Source organism: Pseudarthrobacter enclensis (genome assembly GCF_030811655.1).
Lineage (GTDB): Bacteria > Actinomycetota > Actinomycetes > Actinomycetales > Micrococcaceae > Arthrobacter > Arthrobacter enclensis_A.
The window spans coordinates 1-22,539 of the sequence record NZ_JAUSRE010000002.1 but is presented as its reverse complement, the minus strand read 5'-3'; the positions used below and the strand labels follow the sequence as shown (position 1 = coordinate 22,539).

The following is a 22,539-nucleotide window of genomic DNA, read 5'->3' as shown; positions in this document are numbered from 1 at the left end:
GAGGGCTGATGAATACTGTGTTGGACACCGTGGTGATCGGCGGCGGGGCCATGGGCTCTGCGGCTGCCTGGGCCCTGTCTCGACGGGGGCGGCAGGTGACGCTGGTGGAGCAGTTCGGCCCCGCGCACAAGATTGGCGCGTCCCACGGCGCCACCCGGAACCTCAACCCTGGCTACCACCAGCCCGACTACGTGGACATGCTGGCCGAGGGCCTGGCCCTGTGGGAGGAGCTGGAGCAGGAAAGCGGCGAGCAGCTGCTGGCGCGCACGGGGATTGTCACCCATGGCCCGGGCGGAGACCTGCCCAAAGTCTTTGACTCGCTGTCGGCTGCGGGCATCGAGGCCGAGTTCCTGGAGCCGGCGGAGGCCACCGAGCGGTGGCGCGGCATCCGGTTCGACCGGCAGGTCCTGCACATGCCCGACGGCGGCCAGCTGAACCCGGAAGCCGCCCTCCCGGCGTTCCAGCGGCTGGCCATTTCCCGGGGTGCCGAGATCAGGCACGACACCAAGGTGGTGGACTTCAAAGTGTTCGACGACGGCGTGCGGCTCACGCTCGAAGGGGCGGCGGGCACGGAGGTGGTCACCGCAGCCCAGGCCGTCGTGACGGCTGGCGGCTGGACGGAGAAGCTGCTGGCCAAGGTCAGGGGCAACGACGCAGCAGCCTTCCGGATTCCCAGGCTGAGGGTCACCCAGGAGCAGCCGGCGCACTTCCGTGTGGCGGATGCCGGCGCGGTGTGGCCTGGTTTCAACCACTACCCGGGCCCGGATTACCGGGGCTGGTACTCCCCTGTGTACGGGATGCTGACCCCGGGCGAGGGCGTCAAGGCCGGGTGGCACGGCGTGGGGCCCGAGGTGGACCCGGACCACCGCGACTTCCTGCCCGAACCCAGGCAGCTCGCGGCCCTGCAGGACTATGCGCGGCAGTGGCTTCCCGGCGTCGACGCGGATTCCTTCGAGGCCATCAGCTGCACCTACACCACCACCCCGGATGAGGACTTCGTCCTGGACCGCATAGGGCCGGTGGTGATCGGGGCAGGCTTTTCCGGCCACGGCTTCAAGTTCACCCCGGTGATCGGGCGGATCCTGGCAGACCTTGCCACCGGGACCCGGCCCGCACCAGAGATCTTCCGGGCCTCCCGTTAGCTGCTGCGCTCCTCTGCAGGGCTGGCGACAGCCTCATCCCCGGACTGCTCAACCGTCTCGGCCTTGACCGCGGGCATCGCCAGCACGGCCGCGACCGTCAGCAGCCCGGCCACCAGCGCCGCCAGGAACACGGCGCCGGAGGCGCTGATCACCGTGGCGGGTGCGGCATTGCCCCCGTCGCTGCCGCCGTAGATGGCGTTGGCCACGGCGCCGAACACGGCCACGCCCAGGGCGCTGCCGATGGAGCGGGCGAACATGTTGGTGCTGGTCACCACGCCGCGTTCATGCCAGGGCACGCTGGACTGGGCGGCGATCAGGGTGGGGGTTGCCAGCAGGCCCAGGCCGAGCCCGACGACGAAGCAGCTGACGGCGATCAGTGCCACGTTGGGCGAGGAGGCGGTCAGGGACAGGATCAGCAGGCCCGCCACCGAGATAGTGATGCCGATCAGGGCGGTGGATTTGAACCCGATCCGGAGGTAGAACTTTCCTGCCTGCGAGGCGCTGAGCGGCCATCCGAGGGTCAGGGCGGCGAGCGCCAGGCCGGCCACCAGGGGCGAGGATGAGAGGGCGCCCTCCAGGAAGGTGGGCACGTAGGAGGTCAGGCCGATCATCACCGTTCCGACGCCGAAGGAGACCAGCGCGGTGGTGGCCAGGAGCCGCCGGGACACTACCCAGGCGGGCAGGATGGGTTCCGCTGCACGCCGCTCCACCAGCAGGAACGCGCCGAGCAGGACTGCGCCCACCACAAACACGCCAATGCTGATGGGGGAGTTCCACGCCCACGCCTGGCCACCCTGCAGGGCGCCCAGGATGAGCAGGCCGAGCGATCCGGCCAGCAGCACGGCTCCGGCGTAGTCCACCTTGTGGGTGGCGCGTTCCACGTTCTCGTGGAGGGTGCGGATCAGCATCCACCCGGCCAGGAGGCAGAGCGGGACGTTGACCAGGAAGATGCCGCGCCAGATGCCCAGCGCGGAGAAGATGCCGCCCAGGCTGGGGCCGACCACCGAGGAAACAGCCCAGACGCTGGCCAGGTAGCCCTGGACCTTGGCCCGCTCCTGCAGGGTGTAGATGTCGCCGGCGATGGTGACCGAGACAGGCAGCACGGCGCCGGCACCCAGTCCCTGCAGGGCGCGGAACGCGATCAGCGAGGGCATGCTCCACGCCATCCCGCACAGCACCGAACCGAGCAGGAACAGGCCAATCCCGGTCAGGATAAGGGGCTTGCGGCCTGCCATGTCGGAGAGTTTGCCGTAGATGGGCACGGACACCGCCTGCGCAAGCAGGTAGGCGGAAAACAGCCAAGGGAAGGACGCGAACCCGCCCACGTCCCGGACGATGGAGGGGACCGCCGTGGCCACGATGGTGGAGTCGATGGCCACGAGCCCCGTGGAGAGCATCAGGGCAATAAGGATGGGCCCGCGTTCGGAGCGGAACCCGACGCCGTCTTTTGCGTTTGCCATGTCAGACCCGCACCAGTCCGGCGGCCTCGGCCAGCAGCTCGACGGAGCGCAGGCGCCCCCTGGTGCCGGGGCTCTGGTGGGCCACGATCAGTTCGTCGGCGTCGGCGTGCTTGCCGAAGCTGTCCAGGTACTCGATGACGGCGTCCGGCGTCCCCACTGCGGAGTAGGTCATCATCTGGGCCATGTGCCGCCCCTGGGGCGAGTCGAGGATCATGTCCGCCTCATCGTCGGTGAATTCACGGGTACCGCCACCAAAGAACAGGGAGACGCGGGCGCGCTTGGTGGCCTGCAGCATCTCCTGTGCCTCGGATGCGGAGTCGGCCGCGATCACGTTGACGCCGGCAATGACGTGCGGCGCATCGAGCTGTGCGGAGGGCTTGAACTCGCGCCGGTAGGTGGCCACCGCATCCTGCAGCGCGGCCGGGGCAAAGTGGGAGGCAAAGGCGTAGGGCAGGCCCAGCTGCGCGGCCAGGCGGGCGCCGAACAGGGACGAGCCCAGGATGTACAGCGGGACGTTGGTGCCCTTGCCCGGGGTGGCTTCGACGCCCTGGATCCGGGTGGGCCCGGTCAGGTAGCCCTGCAGCTCCAGCACGTCCTGCGGGAAGCTGTCCGCGGACATGGGGTCGCGGCGCAGGGCGCGCATGGTGTTCTGGTCGCTGCCCGGCGCGCGCCCAAGGCCCAGGTCGATCCGGCCTGGATGCAGGGTTTCCAGGGTGCCGAACTGTTCGGCGATGGTCAGCGGGGAGTGGTTGGGCAGCATGATTCCGCCGGCTCCCAGGCGGATGCTGTCCGTCTGCGCGGCCACGTGCGCGATCAGCACGCTGGTGGCGGAGGACGCGATGGAGGACATGTTGTGGTGCTCGGCGTACCAGATGCGCCGGTAGCCCAGCTTCTCGGCGCTTTGCGCCATGGCCACGCTGCCCGCGAAGCTCTCCGCCGCCGTCTGGCCTTTGCCGATGGTCGCCAGGTCAAGGATGGAAAGGGGAAGAGTCACGTAAGGTGCGGCCTTTCAGGAACGTTTCGTAAGAGTGGCCGGCCGGATCACGGCGGGCACTTGAGGCATAACCACGGCAGGGCCCGGCTTATTTCGTGATTTCCGGAATACTCAGCACACTGATGAGGTTGCCGCCCCTATGAGCCATGATTCAACGAAGCAGCTGGAACTGTCCGCAACGATCGACCTCAAGGACCTGGGAACCGTGCACCGGCTCGGTTTCGGTGCCATGCGCATCGTGGGTGACGGCGTCTGGGGCGAGCCCGCAGACCGCCAGGCCGCCCTGGCCGTGGTGCGCCGCGCCGTCGAACTCGGCGTTGACTTCATCGACACCGCCGACTCCTACGGCCCCAACATCAGCGAGGAAATCATCGCCGAGGCCCTCCACCCGTATAAGGAGGGGCTGAAGATCGCCACCAAGGTGGGCTTCACGCGCACCGGGCCCAACAAGTGGATCCCGGTGGGCCGGCCGGAATACCTGCGCCAGCAGACGGAGCTGAGCCTGCGCAAGCTGAAGGTGGACACCCTGGACCTGCTGCAGCTGCACCGGATCGATCCGAAAGTGGACGCCGAGGAGCAGTTCGGTGTGCTGCGCGAGCTCCAGGACGAGGGCAAGGTGCGTGCCCTCGGCCTGTCACAGGTGAGCGTGGCGGAGCTCGAAGCGGCCGGAAAGCACTTCACCGTGTCCACCGTGCAGAACCGCTACAACCTGACCGACCGCAGCTCCGAGGACGTGCTGCGCTACTCGGAGGAGAACGGCATCGGTTTCATCCCGTGGGCACCGATTTCCGCCGGTGAGCTCGCGCAGCCGGGTGGCCCGCTGGACGAGGCAGCGAAGCGTCTGGGCGCCACCACCTCCCAGGTGGCACTGGCCTGGCTGCTGCGCCGCTCCCCCGTCATGATGCCCATCCCGGGCACGGGATCCGTGCAGCACCTGGAAGAAAACATGGCCGCCGCCGGCATCACGCTCGACGACGACACGTACGCTGAGCTGGAAGCAGCCGGCAAGTAGCAAGCGGCTTCGGCCACTCACGTCAGCAAAGACATTCACGTCAGCAACGACAGGAGAAACACCATGGCAAACATCCTGATGGTCGTATCGGCCGCAGATTCCCTCACCATGAAGGACGGCAGCGAACACCCCACGGGCTACTGGGCTGAGGAACTGGTGGTGTCGCATCAGTCCCTCACGGGGGCAGGAAACACTGTCCACATCGCCACCCCCGGCGGCAGGAAGCCCACCGTGGACCAGGTGAGCCTTGCCGCAGAGTCGGCCGGCGGCGAGGACCGTGCGCAGGGCTTTAAGGACTACCTGGCCAAGATCGACGCCGAGCTCGCCCACCCGCTGGTCCTGGCCGACGTCGACGTCGCCTCCTACGATGCCGTGGTGATGCCCGGTGGGCATGGCCCCATGGCGGACCTGTACAAGGACGCCGATCTGGGCCGCATCCTGGTGGCAGCCAACAAGGCCGGCAAGATCATTGCCCCGTTCTGCCACGGACCCGCCGGGCTGCTGAGCGCAACGGACGACGACGGCGCGTTCGCCTTCAAGGGCCGGCGCCTCACGGTCTTCACCAACGAGGAAGAGCTGGGCGGCGGCACCGGCGAGAACACGCCATGGCTGGTGGAGGACGCCCTCAAGGAGAAGGGCGCCGTGATCGAAAACGGCGCCGCCTGGTCCTCCAACGTGGTGCGGGACGGCAACCTGATCACCGGCCAGAACCCGCAGTCCAGCGGGGACGTGGCCAAGGAAGTCCTGGCGGCGCTGTCGTAGGCACCCGCGCCGACCCTGACGCGGCAAGAGGGGACCAGTTCAATGCGGACCGGTCCCCTCTTGCCGTCTCCCGGCCTTGTTGCCCTGCCGGGAATATGTCCCCGCCGGTCCTCCGGTGAACCGCCGTTACTCCCTGTATCTCCGGGTTTCGCGGGCCTTTGATTCCTTCGAAGGGGCTGCCGGATAGTTGCTGCAACGCGCACTCCCGCCGCATCTTTCGGCCCTTCCTAGGAGGAACCATGCCCATCACAACCAAGCCGGCCGCCGTCGCAGCCCTTGCCGTCTCAGCACTGCTGGGACTGGCCGCCTGCTCCGATCCCGGCGCCTCGGCGGCGACAGCGCCGTCGCCGTCCGCCACCAACTCGGTCGGCAAAACCTTCAACCTGTCCCCCGAACAGGACCGCTTCAAAGTCTCAACAGACCCTGCCGCCGCGGCCCTGGTGCCTGAGTCCATCAAGGCCGACGGCAAGCTCACTGTGGTGACCACGGGCGGAGCGGCGCCGCTCAGCCTGTTCGCCACGGACAACAAGACCCTGATCGGGAGCGAGGTGGATATCGCCTACGCCGTGGGTGAGTCCCTCGGCCTGCAGGTGGAGGTCCTGCCCGTCGCCTGGGCGGACTGGCCACTGGGCATTGAATCGTCCAAGTACGAGGCGGTGCTGTCCAACGTGACCGTCACCGAGGCGCGCAAGGAAAAGTTCGACTTCGCCACCTACCGCAACGACCTCCTGGGCTTCTACGCCAAGAGCGACTCCAGCATCGGGGAGATCAAGGAAGCCAAGGACGTGGCGGGCAAGAGGATCATCGTGGGCTCCGGCACCAACCAGGAAGCCATCCTGGTGCGCTGGGATGAGGAGAACAGGAAGAACGGCTTGGCGCCGGTTCAGTTCCAGTATTACGACGACGACTCCGCCTCAAGCCTGGCCCTCCAGTCAGGCCGCGCGGACCTGACGTTCGGCCCCAACGCCGCTGCCGCGTACAAGGCGGCGCAGGACGGAAAGACGAAGGAAGTGGGCACGCTGAACGGCGGCTGGCCGCTGACGGCACAGATCGCCTTCACCACCAAGAAGGGCAACGGCCTGGCGGTCGCGGCGCAGGCTGCGCTGAACCACCTGATTGACGACGGCACCTACGCCCGGATCCTGGACCGCTGGGGCCTCTCCTCGGAGGCCATCCAGAAGTCCGAACTGAACCCGGCGGGCCTGCCGAAAACATAGGGGCCCACCGACGAAGGAATCCCCTCAACTGATGCTGGACCCCCGTCCGCGTACCGATGGAGCCGGCGAGGAAGTAGTTTATGACTACGTCCTGGCCAAGCAGGGCCAGAAGAAGTAGCACGCAAACCGGGAGACACCCCCGAACGGAGGCGCTCCGGAGCTATGCTTCGGAGCGCCTCCGGCTTTCCGCGCCAGCCAGGAGTTCCGATGAGCCACCCCCGCCCCGACCCGCCAGCCACATCCGTCGGGTCGGCCCCGCCCGCGCCCGCGCGGGAACCCCTGCTGGAACGCCCGGGGGTCAGGCCCGCGGGCCCGCGCACGATTCTTCGCGACCTGGGCCTCTCCTATGTTTCCAACGGGGCAATCGGACTCATTTTCGCGGCCTCCGGACCCATAGCCGTCACCCTGGCCGTAGGGACGGCGGGCGGCCTGACCCAGGGCCAGCTGTCGTCCTGGGTTTTTGGCATTCTCTTTTCCGGCGGGGCGGCCACGCTCCTGATGTCGCTCCTTTACCGGCAGCCCCTGGGCTTCGCCTGGTCCATCCCCGGAACGGTTCTCCTGGGACCGTCCCTGCAGCACCTGTCCTTCCCCGAAGTCGTCGGGGCCTTCTTCACCTCCGGCGTGCTGATCCTCGCCCTGGGCGCCACCGGGGTGGTGCGCCGGGCTATGGCGTTAGTGCCCATGCCACTCGTGATGGCCATGGTGGCCGCGGTGTTCCTGAAGTTCGGCACAGACATCGTTGCCTCCACCCAGGACAACCCGGCCGTGGCTGCTCCGATGGTGGCCGCATTCCTGGTGCTCACCGCAGTCCCCAGGCTGGGCAGGTTCCTGCCGCCGGTCCTGGGCACCCTGGTGGCAGGCTGCATTGCCGTGGCGGCCAGCGGCCAGTTCAACCTCCCGGCAGGCGGCCCACTCCTGGCCACCCCGGTTTTCACCGCCCCTGAGTTCACTTGGGCCGCCCAGCTTGAGCTGGTTGTTCCCCTGGCCCTGACAGTGTTGTTCGTGCAAAACGGCCAGGGCATCGCCGTCCTCCGCGCCGCCGGCCATCGCCCGCCCGTGAATGCCTTCGCCATCGCCTCCGGGGCGTTTTCTGTGCTGAACGCCGGCTTCGGCGCCGTCTCGGCGTGCGTGACCGGTCCCACCAACGCCCTCTTGACGTCGTCGGGAAGCCGGCAGCGCCAATACACGGCTGCCGTGGCTTACGGCCTGCTGGCCCTGGTGTTCGCGCTGTTTGCCCCCACGCTGACCCGGCTGATGCTGGCCGCGCCCAAGGAGTTTGTGCTGGCACTGGGCGGCATAGCGATGTTGCGGGCCCTCCAGCAAGCCTTCGTCACTGCCTTCGCAACCAGCTTCACCCTTGGATCGCTGGTGACTTTCGTGGTGACCATTTCCGGCATGAACCTCTTCAATATCCATGCGGCCTTCTGGGGCCTGGTCATTGGGTACGCGGTGTCCCGCCTGCTTGAACGTGCGGACCACGCCCAGTCCTGACGGACCGGGCCCCCAACAGGGCCGTCGGAGCCCGGCAAAGTGCGCTCCGGGCTGGTTAGGCAATAGTGTGGCGGCATGGGGACCAGTGCCGTGAACTCCGGCGAACAATCCGACAGGCAATCCCGCATCCTCGAGGCGGCGATGGACCTGCTCTCCCGTCATGGCATTTCAGGGGTGAGCATGCGCTCCGTGGCGCGCGAGGCCGGCGTGGCTCTGGGCCTGGTCAACTACTACTACGACGACAAGGCCACGCTGATCAGGGCCGCCCTGGGCCGGGTTGATGAGCACGACCTCCGGCTCGTTGCCCCGGACCCGTCGCTGGCCCCGGATGAACAGCTGCGCAGGGCCCTCCGCCGGGTGGCGGCCGCTGACCTGCTGACCACCCGCTACCTGTCCCTGCGCCTGCACCTGTGGGCCCTCGCCCAGGCCGACGAGGACTACGCCCAGATCAACGCCGCCGCGTTCGACCGGTACATCGACGGTGTCGCAGCGCTGGTGTCCAGCGCCAAGCCGGAGCTGCCGTGGGAGGTGTGCAGGGAGCGGGCGTCGGACATTGTGGTGATCCAGAACGGCGTGTGGCTCACCGCGTTGCTCGGCGTCGACAAGGCGTCAATCGAGCGAAGCATCGAGCGGACGGAGCAGATCGCGTTCGCGCCGCTGGATGGCACAGCCGGCCAGGACCAGGAACCCGGCCAGCCCTAACAATCCTGCAGCAAGGCAACAACAGTCACCCTTGCGTAGCATTGAACAACTGTTCAAGAAAAGTATTGAACAGTTGTTCAATCTCCATTACTGTGCTCGGTATGACTTACGCCACACCCGACGGGGACGCCGCCGCACGCGCCCTCCCCGAGACGCCCCGCACCCTGTTCATCAACGGCCGCTGGGAACCGGCAGCCTCCGGCGCCGCCCGGGAGATCCGCAATCCCGCCGACGGCGAAGTAGTCGCCATGGTGTCCGAAGGCGGCCGTGAGGACGCCGAACGCGCCATTGCCGCGGCCCGGGCAGCCTTCGACTCCGGAGTCTGGTCTTCCGTCCCGGCCCCCGAGCGCGGCACGTTCCTGCTCAAGGTCGCCGCCGGCCTGCGGGAGCACCGGGAAAAGTTTGCCCGCGCCGAATCGCTGGACACTGGTAAGCGCATCGTGGAAAGCCGCATCGACATCGATGACATCGCCGCCTGCTTCGAGTACTTCGGCAGGCTCGCGGGCCAACAGCCGGGCCGTGTGGTGGACGCCGGGAATCCGGACGTCGTCAGCCGGATTGTCTATGAACCGGTCGGCGTCTGCGGCCTCATCACACCGTGGAACTACCCCCTCCTCCAGGCCGCCTGGAAGATCGCACCCGCCCTGGCAGCCGGCTGCACCTTCGTCCTCAAGCCGGCCGAATTAACCCCGTCCACCAGCATCCTGTGCATGCAGCTCATGCAGGACCTGGGCCTGCCCGACGGCGTCGCGAACCTTCTCACCGGGCCCGGCACCAAGGTTGGGGCACCGCTGTCCGAACACCCCGACGTCGACCTCATCTCGTTCACCGGCGGGCTGGAAACCGGCAAGCGCATCGCGGCCACCGCTGCCGCCACCGTCAAGAAAATTGCGCTTGAACTGGGCGGCAAGAATCCGAACGTCATCTTCGCGGACGCCGACTTCGATGCCGCAGTGGACAACGCGCTCAACGGTGCCTTCGTCCACTCCGGCCAGGTCTGCTCCGCGGGCGCCCGACTGGTGGTCGAGGAATCCATCGCCGAACGCTTCGTGGATGAACTGGTGCGCCGCGCTGAAGGCATCCGCCTGGGCGGCCCCTTCGACGACGACGCCGAGACCGGCCCGCTGATCTCGGCAGGACACCGCGACAGTGTCCACGAGTACGTCCAGCGCGGCATCGCCGAAGGCGCCCGGCTGAGGACCGGCGGCTCGGCGCCTTCCGGGGAGAAGTACGACGCCGGGTTCTACTACCTGCCCACCATCCTGGACCAGGTGCAGCGCGGCATGTCCGTGGTCACCGACGAGGCGTTCGGCCCGGTGGTCACGGTGGAAACTTTCCGCACCGAGGACGAGGCCGTGGCGATCGCCAACGACACCATCTACGGGCTGGCCGGGGCCGTCTGGACGCAGGACGCCGGGAAGGCCCAGCGGGTGGCGGGCAGGCTTCGGCACGGCACCATCTGGATCAACGACTACCACCCCTACCTCCCGCAGGCCGAGTGGGGCGGCTTTGGCCAGTCCGGCGTCGGCCGCGAGCTGGGCCCCACCGGCCTGGCCGAATACCAGGAAGCCAAGCACATCTACCAGAACACCAGGCCGCAGGTCACCGGCTGGTTCGCTGACCACAGCAAGGAGAACTAGATGCACTACGACAACATTGAGGACGTGAGCGACCGCGGATTCGACTACGTCGTGATCGGCGGCGGGTCCGCCGGCGCCGCCGTGGCCGCACGGCTCAGCGAGGACCCGGAGGTCACCGTCGCCCTCGTCGAAGCGGGCCCGGACGACCGCAACATCCCTGAAATCCTGCAGCTGGACCGCTGGATGGAACTGCTGGAATCCGGCTACGACTGGGACTACCCCATCGAGCCGCAGGAGAACGGCAACTCCTTCATGCGGCACGCCCGCGCCAAGGTGATGGGCGGCTGCTCCAGCCACAATTCCTGCATCGCCTTCTGGGCTCCGCGCGAGGACCTGGACGAGTGGGAGTCCAAGTACGGCGCCACCGGCTGGAACGCGGACGCCGCGTGGCCGCTGTACAAGCGCCTGGAAACCAACGAGGACGCCGGACCTGACGCACCCCACCACGGGGACTCAGGCCCCGTGCACCTGATGAACGTGCCCCCGGCGGACCCTGCCGGCGTCGCCCTCCTCGATGCCTGCGAGCAGGCAGGCATCCCACGCGCCAGGTTCAACACCGGCACCACCGTGGTCAACGGCGCCAACTTCTTCCAGATCAACCGGCAGGCGGACGGCACCCGCGCCTCCAGCTCGGTCTCCTACATCCACCCCATCGTGGACCGCCCCAACTTCACCCTGCTGACCGGGCTGCGTGCCCGCCAGCTGGTGTTCGACGCGGACAAGCGCTGCACCGGCGTGGACGTGGTGGACGGAGCCTTCGGCCGCACCCACCGGCTCACCGCCCACCGGGAAGTCATCGTGTCCACCGGCGCCATCGACTCCCCCAAGCTGCTCATGCTCTCCGGCATCGGCCCGGCTGAACACCTCGCCGCGCACGGCATCGAGGTGCTGGTGGACTCCCCCGGCGTGGGCGAGCATCTGCAGGACCACCCCGAAGGCGTGGTGCAGTTCGAGGCGAAGCAGCCCATGGTGCAGACCTCCACGCAGTGGTGGGAAATCGGCATCTTCACCCCCACCGAGGACGGCCTGGACCGCCCCGACCTGATGATGCACTACGGGTCCGTCCCGTTCGACATGAACACGCTGCGGCACGGCTACCCCACCACCGAGAACGGCTTCAGCCTGACCCCGAACGTCACCCACGCCCGCTCCCGCGGCACCGTCCGGCTGCGCAGCCGCGACTTCCGCGACAAGCCCATGGTGGACCCGCGCTACTTCACCGATCCGGAGGGCCACGACATGCGCGTCATGGTGGCCGGCATCCGCAAGGCCCGCGAGATCGCCGCCCAGCCCGCCATGGCGGAATGGACCGGCCGCGAACTCTCGCCCGGCATCGAGGCGCAGACGGATGAGGAACTGCAGGACTACATCCGCAAGACCCACAACACCGTGTACCACCCCGTCGGGACCGTCCGCCTGGGCCCGGCCGACGACAACATGTCGCCGCTGGACCCCGAGCTGCGGGTCAAGGGCGTCACCGGGCTCCGGGTGGCGGATGCGTCCGTCATGCCCGAACACGTCACCGTGAACCCCAACATCACCGTCATGATGATCGGCGAGCGCTGTGCCGACCTGATCCGAGCCGGACGCACCGGCGTCGATGGAACGAACGAGTTGGAGCTGACGTCAGCCCTCGCCTGAGCGGCAGGCCTTAGGGCCCGCATTCCCGACAGCCACGGCCCCAAGCGTTAATCCGCCGCACCCCAGGGCGGCCTGTCCCATCGTGCTTTCTGATCCAGGAGTCCAATTTGGAACCCAGCAAGAGTATTGATTCCAGCGGCATGGACGAATTCGGCTACACCCAGACCTTGGACCGAAGCATCGGCAAGTTTGCCAGCTTCGCCGCAGGTGTCAGCTACATATCCATCCTCACCGGTGTTTTCCAACTGTTTTACTTTGGCTTTTCCATGGCCGGTCCGGCGTATGCCTGGTCCTGGCCCATCGTGTTCGTCGGCCAGCTGATGGTGGCCCTGTGCTTCGCCGAACTGGCCGGCCGCTACCCGGTAGCCGGCTCCGTCTACAACTGGGCCAAGCGGCTGGCGTCCGGGACCTCGTCCTGGCTCGCCGGCTGGCTGCTGCTGCTGTCCTCCATCATGGCGCTGGGCTCCGTGGCCCTGGCGCTGCAGATCACCCTGCCGCAGCTCTGGTCCGGCTTCCAGTTCATCGGTGACGGCACCGGCCCCTACGACTTCGCCATGAACGGGGTGGTGCTGGCCACCATCATGATCACCATCTCCACCCTCATCAACGCGTTCGGCGTGAAGCTGATGACCAGGATCAACAGCATCGGCGTCTTCGTTGAACTCATCGCTGCCGTGCTGCTGATCCTCGCCCTGGGCTGGCACGTGGTCCGCGGGCCGGAGGTGTTCTTCCAGACCAACGGCTTCGGCGAGGGCAACGACCTGGGCTTCTTCGGCGTCTTCCTGATCGGCGCCATGGCCTCCGGCTACGTCATGTACGGCTTCGACACGGCCAGCTCCCTGGGCGAGGAAACCAAGGACCCCAAGCGCACGGCGCCCAAGGCCATCCTCCGCGCCGTCACGGCGTCGTTCCTGCTGGGCGGGGGAATCCTGCTGTTCGGCATCCTGGCGGCACCGGACCTCACGGACCCGCAGATCGGCTCCCCCGACGGCGGCCTGCAGCACATTGTGCTCTCCGTCCTGGGTGGGCCCTTCGGCAAGGCCTTCCTGGCCTGCATCGTGGTGGCCGTGGTGGTCTGCACCCTGGCTGTCCACGCCGCCGCGATCCGGATGATGTTCGCCATGGCCCGGGACAACAACCTGCCCTTCAGCCGGCAGCTCAGCAAGGTGGATCCCGTCCGCCGCACCCCCACGGTGGCCGCCATCGTGATCGGCGTCCTGGCCATCCTGCCACTGCTGGTCAACGTCACCCAGCCGGCCATCTTCACCATCCTCTCCAGCATCAGCATTGTGCTGATCTACCTCTCCTACCTCCTGGTCACGGTTCCCCTGCTCCGCAAACGGCTGGCCAGGAAGTGGCCCCTCGTCGGGGACGGTTCCGAGCCCGGATTCCGCATGGGCAAGTGGGGACTTCCGGTGAACATCCTCGCGGTCCTTTGGGGCGCCGCCATGACCATCAACCTCGTTTGGCCCCGCCCCGAGATCTACAACTCGGTGCCGCCCTTTGAGTGGTACCTGCAGTGGGGCGGCGTGATGTTCGTGGCCGCAGTGATCATTGGCGGGACGCTGCTCTACCGGCTCAAGATCCGGCACCACACCGGAGTGCTGGCCGAGCACGCGGCAGCAGTGGCAGCCCACCCGTCGTCCCACGCCGGCCAGGGGGAACGGCTCGGATCGGCCCACGAGGCGGTGCCGGTCAACGCCGCCATGGCAACCGAAAGCTAGGAAAGCAAGGCCAACGGGGCCGACGGCGGCACTTACCAAAAAGTGCCGCCGTCGGCCCTTTTTGGTGCCACCAGCCCGGCGGATGTGGAGCGGGAACGTCATACAAGGAGACCGCCTCTGGATCCTCGCGCACAACGCCCTACCCTTGACACGTGACTTTGACTAAAACCCGCACCGCCGCCGCGAGTTCCCTCGCCGCCGCAGGCCTCCTGCTTACCCTCGCCGCCTGCTCCACGCCGGCCGCCAACCAGCCCAGCTCCTCCGCTCCCGCCTCCTCAGCATCCGCTTCAGCCAGCGCCTCCGGGTCCTGCAGCAACGGCGTGCAGGTCGTGGTCGATTCCGGCGCCCTGAAGCAGGCCGCGGCCGACACGTCCGTATGCGTGCCGGTGAACGGACCTACCGCAGCCACCAAGGTGCTGGAAGAGGCAAAGGTGAAGACCGAGGGCACCACGCAGTACCCCAACGAAGTGGTGTGCCGGGTGAACGGCGTGCCCGCCGCCGATTTCGACATCAAGCACAAGGACGGCACCTACCGCGAGGACTGCAGCAAGATGCCTGCGGCTTTTGCCTACTGGGGCCTTTGGGTCAAGCCGGTCTCCGGTGACTGGGCCTTCGCGCAGGAGGGCCTGGCCACCCTGCAGCTGAAGCCGGGAGAAAGCTTCGAGCTGCTCTTCACCGTGGACGACCAGCCGGCCTCACCCGCGGCATGATTTTCCGGCCCGCGCCGTTACGCGCAGCGGCGGCCCTCGCCGCCGTGTTCGTTGCGGCGCGGGTCCTCTACCGCGCCCTCTTCAATGGAGCGGGCACCGGCACCCCGGTCCTGCTCAACCTGCCGCCGCTGCGGCTTCCCGCCCCGTACGCCCACGTGGTGTTCCTCGGCCCGGTATCAGCTCCCGGGCTCTGGGAAGCGGTGCTGTCCGCCCTCCCGATCGCCGGAATGATCCTCGCGTTCGGCCTGCTCAACGCCTGGGTGGACGTGTCCCGCGGCTTCGTGAAGCTGGCCCGAGGCGGCCCCCTGCAGGGCATCGCCCGCATGCTCGTGGTGGCGTGGGCGGCGCTCCCCGCACTGTCCGACGCCGCGGCCTCCGTGCGCCTGGCGTTCCGGCTCCGGGGCGAGCGGTTCGGACCCCGCGCCCTGGTCCCGATCCTGGAGCGCACCCTCGAACATGCCGCCCGGGTGGCTGCTGCCCTGGAGCTGCGCGGCTTCGGCGGCCGGGGCGGCGACGGAAAGGGGCCCGACGGCGGCACCCCACTTGTGGTCCGCGGCGCAGAGTTCCGCGTGGCGGACACGTGCATCAGGGTTGACAGCTTTGCGCCGCCCCGTGGCTCGGTCGCGGTGGTCACCGGCCCCACAGGCTCCGGCAAGTCCACCGTCCTGCGCGGCCTCGCCGGGCTTCTGTCGCACGTTGACGGCGGGGACATCTCCGGCACCGTGCAGGTCGGTGGGCTGGACCGTGCCGCCGCCCCGCCGCGGGAGACCGCCCGGCTGGTCGGCGTCGTCCTGCAGAACCCGCGGGCCGGTTTCGCCACCAGCCGGGTCCGGGACGAGATCGCCCTGGCACTCGAGCTGCGCGGCATGGCGCCCGCCGGCGCCAAGGACCGGGTGCTGGACGTCGCGGAACGTATCGGGGTCACGGCACTGCTGGACCGGGCCGTGACTACCCTCTCGGCGGGTGAGGCCACGCTCGTGGCCATCGCGGCCGCCGTCGTGGACCATCCGCAGCTGCTCCTGGTGGATGAGCCCCTGGCCGACCTCGACGCAACCGCACGCACCCGCGTCATCAGCGTCCTGGATGCCCTGGCCCATGCGGAGGGCGTCTGCGTGGTCGTGGCCGAACACCGGGCGCACACGCTGGTACCCGTGGCTGATTCCTGGTGGACCATCGATGGCGCATCCCTGGTGCCGGGTGCTGCGCCGTCCGCTCCCGCCCACGAGGCTGTGGGAGCGGCGGCCAATGCCGTCCCCGACCATCCGGCCGTCCTGACCGCAACGAACCTTTCCGTGCACCGCGACGGCAAACCGCTGGTGCGTGACGCCTCCCTGGCCCTGCACCGCGGGGAGATCGTTGCCCTGGTGGGGCCGAACGGAGCCGGGAAGTCGTCCCTCCTGGTGGCCCTCGCCCTGGGCACAGAGCGCGGGCGCAGTGCAGGCACCGACGGCGGCACGGTCGACGGCGGCCGGGTCACCCTGGTGCCGGATGCCTCGGACGACCTCTTCACCCGGGACACGGTGGCAGGAGAACTGCAGGCGGCGGAACGGCGGCTGCAGCGCCGCAGGAACGGTGCGCGGTTCGAGTCCGGTTCCGCAGCGGCACGCCTGACCCGGCTGCGCGGGGCCGCCCGGATGCCCATCGGCCACGAGCATCCCCGGGACCTGTCCGCCGGGGAGCGCAGGATCCTTGCCATCGCCCTGCAGACCATGGACGCCCCTGACGTTCTCCTGATCGATGAGCCCACGCGGGGGCTGGATCCTTCGGCCCGGGCGGCTGTCTCGTCAGCCCTGTGCGCGGCGGCGGAGGATGGCGCGGCCGTCCTGATCGCCACGCACGACCTTGATTTCGTCCATGGCCTGGGCGCCCGGATCCTCCCCATGCGGGATGGCGTGGCGCCTGCAACGGAGGCGCCTCCCCTCCCCGAGCCGTTCGTCCCGCGTCCCCGGCCTGCGCTTCCCGCCCCTCCCTCACCTGTTGTCAGGGAACCGTCCGGGACTGGGGATGGGCAAAAGCAGCGCCGGCCCCGGATGCACCGGGCCGCGGAGCTCACGGTGCTGGCAGCGGCCAACCTGATCGCCCTGGCCGCGTTCTGCTGGCCGCTGCTCGCCGCGGCCCTCCCCCAGGACGCCACCGCTGCCCTCCCGTACGCGGCGCTGGCCATCGCGCCCGTGGCCGCGGTCGCCGTCGTGGTATCCCTTGACGGCTCCGTCCGCTCCGCGCACACCGTGGCGTTGCTCGGCGTGCTTGCTGCCGTCGGTTCCGCCGTCCGGGTGGCGAGCACCGGCGTCGGCGGCGTGGAGGCCGTCTTCATCCTGCTGATCCTGGCCGGCCGCGCATTCGGCCCCCGGTTCGGCCTGCTCCTGGGCGCCGCCACCATCGCCCTCTCCAGCACGCTGTGGGGCGGCATCGGCCCGTGGACGCCGTTCCAGATCTTCGCCTGCGGGTGGGTGGGCGCGGGGGCCGGACTGCTCCCCCGCCGGGTGCGCGGCAGGGCGGAGCTGTGGATGCTGGCGGGCTACTGCGTCGTCTCGTCGTACCTGTTCGGGCTGCTGCTGAACTTGTGGTTCTGGCCCTTCGCGGTGGGCGCCGGCACGGGCATCTCATACGTTCCGGGCGCGCCGCTGGGCACCAACCTCAGCAGCTTCCTGCTGTATTCACTGCTGACGTCGACGGCGGGCTGGGACACCCTGCGGGCGGTCACCACGGTGATCGGCATCGCCGTGGTGGGGCGCGCCGTCCTGGCCTCGCTGCGGCGGGTGAAGCCGGTGTCCGGCAGCGTTCCGGGACCCGGCGGCCAGGCCGGACACTCCGTTTGGGCCCATGCCCCCTCCGCATCGGCCAGGAAGCGGCGCCAGCTCACACCTTGAAGTACTTGGCCTCCGGGTGGTGGAACACGAACGCGTCGGTGGACTGCTCGGGGTGCAGCATGAGCTCATCGCTCAGGACCACGCCCATGCGCTCGGGCTTGAGCAGTTCGGTGACCTTGCGGCGGTCCTCCATGTCCGGGCAGGCCGGGTAGCCGAGCGAGAAGCGGGCACCGCGGTAGTCCAGCTTGAACAGGCCGGCCTTGTCCTTGGGCTCCTCGGCCGCGAAGCCGAGCTCCTTGCGGATCCGGGAGTGCCAGAACTCGGCGAGCGCCTCGGTGAGCTGCATGACCAGGCCGTTGAGCTCGTAGTAGTCGCGGTACTGGTTGGCCGCGAACATCTTGGACGTGAACTCTTCGATCTTGGAACCGGCGGTGACCAGCTGCACGGGGAGCACGTCAATCTGCCCTGACTCGCGGGACTTTACGAAGTCGGCCAGGCACAGGTGCCGGTCGCGGCGCTGGCGCGGGAAATCGAACCGGAGGCGGTCGGTGCCGATGGGGCCGCCTGAACCACCGTCGGGGGCGAGCAGGCCCGCCTGGCCCAGGACGCCGTCGTGGTCCTCGCCGTGGTGGAGCACCACCACCTGTTCGCCTTCGGAGACCACGGGGAAGTAGCCGTAGGCCACGGAGGCGTCCAGCATCCCTTCGCCCAGGATGCGGTCCAGCCAGTAGCGCAGGCGCGGGCGGCCTTCGCGTTCCACGAGTTCCTCGTAGGAGGCCCCGTCTTCTCCGCGGCCGGGCTTGAGGCCCCATTGCCCCATGAAGGTGGCGCGTTCGTCGAGGAAGGCGGAGTAGTCGTGGAGCGAGACGCCGCGGACGATGCGGGTGCCCCAGAACGGCGGCACGGGGACGGGGTTGTCGGTGGCGACGTCGGAGCGGCCGGGCATGGCTTCGGGCTCGGTCACCGTGAACTTCGCCCCGCCCTTGTGGATGCGCTTCTTCAGCGGCGGCAGGCCGACGTCGTCCGGCGATTCGCCGCGGGCAACGCGCACCAGCGGCTCCATGAGGGACAGGCCCTCGAAGGCGTCCTTGGCGTAGCGGACCACGCCGTCGAACTGCTCGGCCAGGTCCTGTTCCACATAGGCGCGGGTGAGGGCTGCGCCGCCCAGGATGACCGGCCACTTCTTGGCCAGGCCGCGGGACTGCAGCTCGGCGAGGTTTTCCTTCATCACCACGGTGGACTTCACCAGCAGCCCGGACATGCCGATCACGTCGGCGTTGTGCTCCTCCGCCGCGGCGATGATCTCGGCGATGCCCTGCTTGATGCCGATGTTGACCACTTTGTAGCCGTTGTTGGTGAGGATGATGTCCACCAGGTTCTTACCGATATCGTGGACGTCGCCGCGCACGGTGGCGATCACCATGGTGCCCTTGCCGGAGGAGTCCGACTTTTCCATGTGCGGCTCCAGCAGGGCCACGGCGTTCTTCATGACCTCGGCGGACTGCAGCACGAAGGGCAGCTGCATTTCACCGGCGCCGAAGCGTTCGCCCACCACCTTCATGCCTTCGAGCAGGTGGTCGTTGATGATGCCGAGCGGGGTCATGCCTTCGCTGCGGGCCAGGTCCAGGTCCTCTTCCAGGCCCTTGCCTTCGCCGTCGATGATGCGGCGTTCCAGGCGCGCGCCCGTGGGCAGCGCAGCGAGTTCGGCGGCGCGCTGGTCCTTGAGCGCCGCGGTGTCGACGCCGGCGAACATGTCCAGCATGCTGGCCAGGGGGTCATAGGTGGTGTTGCCGTCGGCGTCGTATTCGCGGCGGTCCCAGACCAGGTCCAGGGCCACCTTGCGCTGCTCCTCCGGGAGGGACGCGAGCGGGACGATCTTGGCGGCGTCGATGATGCCGCTGGTCAGGCCGGCCTGGACGGCTTCGTGCAGGAATACGGAGTTCAGCACGATGCGGGCGGCCGGGTTGAGGCCGAAGGAGACGTTGGAGACGCCGAGGGTGGTGTTGATGCCCGGGTACTTGGCAGTGATCTGGCGGATGGCCTCGATGGTTTCGATGCCGTCGCGGCGGGTTTCCTCCTGGCCGGTGGCGACGGGGAAGGTGAGGCAGTCCACGATGATGTCCTCGACCCGCATGCCCCATTCGCCCACCAGGGCGTCGACGAGGCGGGAGGCGATGGCCACCTTGCCGTCGGTGGTGCGGGCCTGGCCCTGTTCGTCGATGGTCAGGGCGATGACGGCCGTGCCGTGTTCCTTGACCAGCGGCATGATGCGGGCGAAGCGGCTGTCCGGGCCGTCCCCGTCCTCATAGTTGACGGAGTTGACCACGGGGCGGCCGCCGATGAGTTCCAGGCCGGCCCGCAGCACGGGCGGTTCGGTGGAGTCGATGACCAGCGGGAGGGTGGAGGCGGAGGCGAAGCGGCTCACCACCTCCTTGATGTCGGCGACGCCGTCGCGGCCCACGTAGTCGATGCAGACGTCCAGCAGGTGGGCGCCGACGCGGATCTGTTCGCGGGCGATGTCCACGCAGTCGTCCCAGCGCTCTTCGAGCATGGCCAGGCGGAAGGCTTTGGAGCCGTTGGCGTTGGTGCGCTCACCGATAGCCAGGTAGGCGGACTCCTGGTCGAAGTTCACGTGCTGGTAGAGGGAGGCGACGCCGGCCTCGCGCTCTTCGGGGATTCTTGCCGGCTTTCCGCTGTTGGTGGCCACGGCTTTGGCACGGAAGGGCGCAAGACGTTCGACGACGGCGGCCATGTGTTCCGGCGTCGTACCGCAGCAGCCGCCCACCAGGCCCAGGCCGAATTCGCGGACGAATTGCTCGTGCGCGGTGGCGAGTTCGGCGGGGGTGAGCGGGTAGTGCGCGCCGTTGGCGCCGAGGACGGGCAGGCCGGCGTTGGGCATGCAGGCGATGGCGACGGAGGACTGCTTGGAGAGGTGGCGGAGGTGTTCGCTCATCTCGTCCGGGCCGGTGGCGCAGTTGAGGCCGATGGCGTCGACGCCGAGCGGTTCCAGGGCGGTGAGTGCGGCGCCGATTTCCGAGCCCATGAGCATGGTGCCGGTGGTCTCCACCGTGACCTCGACGAAGATGGGGAGGCGGATGCCCTTGGAGACGATGGCCTGCTTGCAGCCGTTGACGGCGGCCTTGGTCTGCAGGAGGTCCTGGCTGGTTTCGATGAGGAACGCATCCGCCCCGCCGTCGATCAGCCCCTCAGCCTGGAGGGCGAAGGTCTGCTTGAGCCAGCCGTAGCTGGTGTGGCCGAGGCTGGGGAGCTTGGTGCCCGGGCCCATGGAGCCGAGGACCCAGCGCATGCGCCCGTCTGTTTCTTCTGCCGCCTCGGCACGTTCGCGGGCGATCTTTGCGCCCTTGAGCGCGAGCTCTTCGATGCGGTCATCGATGCCGTAGTCGGAGAGGTTGGACCAGTTGGCGCCGAAGGTGTTGGTTTCCACGGCGTCGATGCCGGTGGCGAAGTAGGCGTCGTGGATGTCGGCGATGACATCCGGCCGGGTGTCGTTGAGGATCTCGTTGCAGCCCTCGAGGTTCTGGAAGTCCGTGTCGAGCTGCAGGTCACGGCCCTGGAGCATGGTGCCCATGGCGCCGTCGGCGATGACCACCCGGTGGTTCACGGCGTCCAGGAGTTCCTGCGAACGGGCGGGACGGGGGACGGACTCGATGTCCAGTGCGAAACGAGGCATTTAAACAGGTTACGGGCGGGGGCGCCTGCGTTGCGCTGTGTGTCTGGATGCTACGGGGGTGGTGTGGCTGGGGCTTCTGCGTCGGATCGCCCTGTACCCACTGCAGGGAGGATCAAGTACCGGGTACTCGTGCGCTTCGCACCAAAGTGGCTTGTACTGATGCTGGATAGCCCTTGCTGCGGCCCCACGTATTGCGACGCAGTGGCAGGAAATTTCGAAGGAGAACGGTCAGTATGAGCCCTCACAAATCACAAAACCCCGATATCCGGGACGGGGAGCACGTCTTCGAGCTGGCGCAGTACGAAGCTTCAGCGCGCTTGAGGCCGCGCCCATGGCCTGTTGGTCCGAGTGGGAGCTACGGAAAAGTGGACTTTGACGATGGTGAGGGAAACACCGTCCTCACCGTCTATATACAGCGCGGGCCCGGCGAAGGTTACGTCCTGCACGTCGAGCACCTGGCCGCGCCGCTGCGGGTGGACGGTACGCTCCTTCGCCTGAATCCGGCACCTCACGCTGAGAGGGATGCTCCGGACTTCCGCCGGATCACCGCTGCCCGTAACGCTGCCGCCAAGGCCGAGGCCGAGCTACACGCTGCCATCAGAACCGCACGGGCGAACGGAGACTCGTGGGAGGTTATCGGTGCGGCCCTCGGTACGTCCGCTCGAACTGCGCGGGAGCGCTTTGGACATACGTCGGAACGACCGCGAAATCCCCTGCCGCCGAGGTGACGAACGTGGACGTGGTTGCCGCCCTGGGACTGTGGAGTTCGACGGTGGGCGGCAAGCCTGGCCCAAGTACCAGGAGGTACGCCCGCATTCGCATTGGCATGATGCAATACCGCCTTCAGCTTTGCATATTGCCTTGGGCTGAACTTGAGAGCGGGGGATTACTTCGGTTGGATGCCGGGCGAAACCTTGCGCCGGCAGACGTTCCCACGGGAAACTCGAGGAACGCATGCTGAATTGATGAAGATTTGAACGCGGGATCAACCATGGAAACGGAGGCAATGATGCCTCCTGCGTGGCTGGCTGCAAGGACGCAGCCTCATGATCCCGCAGACGAAAGGATCACAATGGCAGGAATGTTCGAACTATTCGTCGACGCGGAATCAACGTTTAGGTTCCGATTGACGGCGCCTGACGGCACCATCATGGCAGTTTCCAAACCCTTCGACACCAAGACCGACGCCGTTGCCGGCATCGCCGCTGTGCGAGAGTACGCCGGCATGGGCCTGATCACCGACCACTGCACAACATCCACAAATGCCCCACCGTCGACAGCCTTGAGCGATACGGATGGCCAAACCAAGGATTCTCCGCGCATGCCGAAGATCGACTTCCACGGGCGTGCCAGGGCGGTCCGCCGGGCCGTCACCGGCCCGCGGTGGGCGGGGGCAATCCACAACCTTTCTTGAGCAGCCGGTGAGGAGTCTCTCTTCCCTGTCTGCCTACTGGCATCCCTGCGGATTGAGTCTTGGCGTATTCCTTGATCAGACCCCGGCGTCAGGGGTGACGAGGGAAGCCAAAACACCCACTTGGTCATG

Annotated in this window: 16 protein-coding genes; 13 read left to right on the top strand and 3 right to left on the bottom strand. The window is 68.0% G+C overall.

Features of this window, described 5'->3' with window-relative positions:
• Positions 1–8: 8 nt before the first annotated feature.
• Complete coding sequence (locus tag J2X98_RS01790; RefSeq protein WP_307303745.1) at positions 9–1,142, top strand: FAD-dependent oxidoreductase; 1,134 nt, start codon at positions 9–11, stop codon at positions 1,140–1,142.
• Here the strand turns inward: J2X98_RS01790 and J2X98_RS01785 are convergent.
• Positions 1,139–2,602 (bottom strand): MFS transporter, encoded by a 1,464-nt coding sequence (locus tag J2X98_RS01785; RefSeq protein ID WP_141945292.1) that lies wholly within the window; start codon positions 2,600–2,602, stop codon positions 1,139–1,141. The two genes, J2X98_RS01790 and J2X98_RS01785, sit on opposite strands and share 4 nt — an antisense overlap.
• 1 nt (position 2,603) lies before the next feature.
• Entirely contained in the window at positions 2,604–3,596 is a 993-nt protein-coding gene (locus J2X98_RS01780; RefSeq protein WP_307303744.1) for an LLM class flavin-dependent oxidoreductase, read from the bottom strand.
• A 139-nt stretch (positions 3,597–3,735) separates the two neighbouring features.
• On the opposite strand from J2X98_RS01780, the gene J2X98_RS01775 reads away from it, so the two are divergent.
• From J2X98_RS01775 to J2X98_RS01730, 10 genes are all read left to right on the top strand, one after another.
• Positions 3,736–4,608: an aldo/keto reductase gene (locus J2X98_RS01775; RefSeq protein ID WP_141945286.1), complete on the top strand. Its 873-nt coding sequence runs from the start codon at positions 3,736–3,738 to the stop codon at positions 4,606–4,608.
• 63 nt (positions 4,609–4,671) lie between these two features.
• On the top strand, positions 4,672–5,370 hold the full coding sequence (locus J2X98_RS01770; protein WP_307303740.1) for a type 1 glutamine amidotransferase domain-containing protein: 699 nt from the start codon (positions 4,672–4,674) through the stop codon (positions 5,368–5,370).
• A gap of 239 nt (positions 5,371–5,609) precedes the next feature.
• Positions 5,610–6,587, top strand: coding sequence for an ABC transporter substrate-binding protein (locus J2X98_RS01765; RefSeq protein ID WP_307303738.1), 978 nt, complete (start codon positions 5,610–5,612; stop codon positions 6,585–6,587).
• A gap of 207 nt (positions 6,588–6,794) precedes the next feature.
• Positions 6,795–8,078, top strand: a complete 1,284-nt coding sequence (locus J2X98_RS01760; RefSeq protein WP_307303735.1) for a benzoate/H(+) symporter BenE family transporter — start codon at positions 6,795–6,797, stop codon at positions 8,076–8,078.
• A 75-nt stretch (positions 8,079–8,153) separates the two neighbouring features.
• Positions 8,154–8,780: a TetR/AcrR family transcriptional regulator gene (locus J2X98_RS01755; RefSeq protein WP_307303734.1), complete on the top strand. Its 627-nt coding sequence runs from the start codon at positions 8,154–8,156 to the stop codon at positions 8,778–8,780.
• Positions 8,781–8,881: 101 nt separating this feature from the next.
• Positions 8,882–10,420, top strand: a complete 1,539-nt coding sequence (locus J2X98_RS01750; protein ID WP_307303732.1) for an aldehyde dehydrogenase family protein — start codon at positions 8,882–8,884, stop codon at positions 10,418–10,420.
• Positions 10,421–12,061 carry a GMC family oxidoreductase gene (locus J2X98_RS01745; protein ID WP_307303730.1) on the top strand — a complete coding sequence of 547 codons (1,641 nt, stop codon included), beginning with the start codon at positions 10,421–10,423 and terminating at the stop codon, positions 12,059–12,061.
• 140 nt (positions 12,062–12,201) lie between these two features.
• Complete coding sequence (locus tag J2X98_RS01740; protein WP_307304184.1) at positions 12,202–13,785, top strand: APC family permease; 1,584 nt, start codon at positions 12,202–12,204, stop codon at positions 13,783–13,785.
• Positions 13,786–13,937: 152 nt separating this feature from the next.
• Positions 13,938–14,495, top strand: a complete 558-nt coding sequence (locus J2X98_RS01735) for a hypothetical protein (protein WP_141945235.1) — start codon at positions 13,938–13,940, stop codon at positions 14,493–14,495.
• Positions 14,492–17,365, top strand: a complete 2,874-nt coding sequence (locus J2X98_RS01730) for an ATP-binding cassette domain-containing protein (RefSeq protein WP_307303728.1) — start codon at positions 14,492–14,494, stop codon at positions 17,363–17,365. The genes J2X98_RS01735 and J2X98_RS01730 overlap by 4 nt, the downstream gene beginning before the upstream one ends.
• Here the strand turns inward: J2X98_RS01730 and metH are convergent.
• Positions 17,355–20,996 carry a methionine synthase gene (gene metH / locus J2X98_RS01725; RefSeq protein WP_307303727.1) on the bottom strand — a complete coding sequence of 1,214 codons (3,642 nt, stop codon included), beginning with the start codon at positions 20,994–20,996 and terminating at the stop codon, positions 17,355–17,357. The two genes, J2X98_RS01730 and metH, sit on opposite strands and share 11 nt — an antisense overlap.
• 233 nt (positions 20,997–21,229) lie before the next feature.
• On the opposite strand from metH, the gene J2X98_RS01720 reads away from it, so the two are divergent.
• Both J2X98_RS01720 and J2X98_RS01715 read left to right on the top strand, forming a co-directional pair.
• Positions 21,230–21,724, top strand: a complete 495-nt coding sequence (locus J2X98_RS01720) for a hypothetical protein (protein WP_307303725.1) — start codon at positions 21,230–21,232, stop codon at positions 21,722–21,724.
• 344 nt (positions 21,725–22,068) lie between these two features.
• Positions 22,069–22,410, top strand: coding sequence for a YegP family protein (locus tag J2X98_RS01715; RefSeq protein WP_141945227.1), 342 nt, complete (start codon positions 22,069–22,071; stop codon positions 22,408–22,410).
• The last annotated feature ends 129 nt before the right edge of the window (positions 22,411–22,539 follow it).

Coding starts and splice junctions, on each gene's coding strand:
- J2X98_RS01790 (WP_307303745.1), top strand. CDS start 9: ATGAATACTGTGTTGGACACCGTGGTGATCGGCGGCGGGGCCATGGGC.
- J2X98_RS01785 (WP_141945292.1), bottom strand. CDS start 2,602: ATGGCAAACGCAAAAGACGGCGTCGGGTTCCGCTCCGAACGCGGGCCC.
- J2X98_RS01775 (WP_141945286.1), top strand. CDS start 3,736: ATGAGCCATGATTCAACGAAGCAGCTGGAACTGTCCGCAACGATCGAC.
- J2X98_RS01770 (WP_307303740.1), top strand. CDS start 4,672: ATGGCAAACATCCTGATGGTCGTATCGGCCGCAGATTCCCTCACCATG.
- J2X98_RS01765 (WP_307303738.1), top strand. CDS start 5,610: ATGCCCATCACAACCAAGCCGGCCGCCGTCGCAGCCCTTGCCGTCTCA.
- J2X98_RS01760 (WP_307303735.1), top strand. CDS start 6,795: ATGAGCCACCCCCGCCCCGACCCGCCAGCCACATCCGTCGGGTCGGCC.
- J2X98_RS01755 (WP_307303734.1), top strand. CDS start 8,154: ATGGGGACCAGTGCCGTGAACTCCGGCGAACAATCCGACAGGCAATCC.
- J2X98_RS01750 (WP_307303732.1), top strand. CDS start 8,882: ATGACTTACGCCACACCCGACGGGGACGCCGCCGCACGCGCCCTCCCC.
- J2X98_RS01745 (WP_307303730.1), top strand. CDS start 10,421: ATGCACTACGACAACATTGAGGACGTGAGCGACCGCGGATTCGACTAC.
- J2X98_RS01740 (WP_307304184.1), top strand. CDS start 12,202: ATGGACGAATTCGGCTACACCCAGACCTTGGACCGAAGCATCGGCAAG.
- J2X98_RS01730 (WP_307303728.1), top strand. CDS start 14,492: ATGATTTTCCGGCCCGCGCCGTTACGCGCAGCGGCGGCCCTCGCCGCC.
- metH (WP_307303727.1), bottom strand. CDS start 20,996: ATGCCTCGTTTCGCACTGGACATCGAGTCCGTCCCCCGTCCCGCCCGT.
- J2X98_RS01720 (WP_307303725.1), top strand. CDS start 21,230: ATGAGCCCTCACAAATCACAAAACCCCGATATCCGGGACGGGGAGCAC.
- J2X98_RS01715 (WP_141945227.1), top strand. CDS start 22,069: ATGGCAGGAATGTTCGAACTATTCGTCGACGCGGAATCAACGTTTAGG.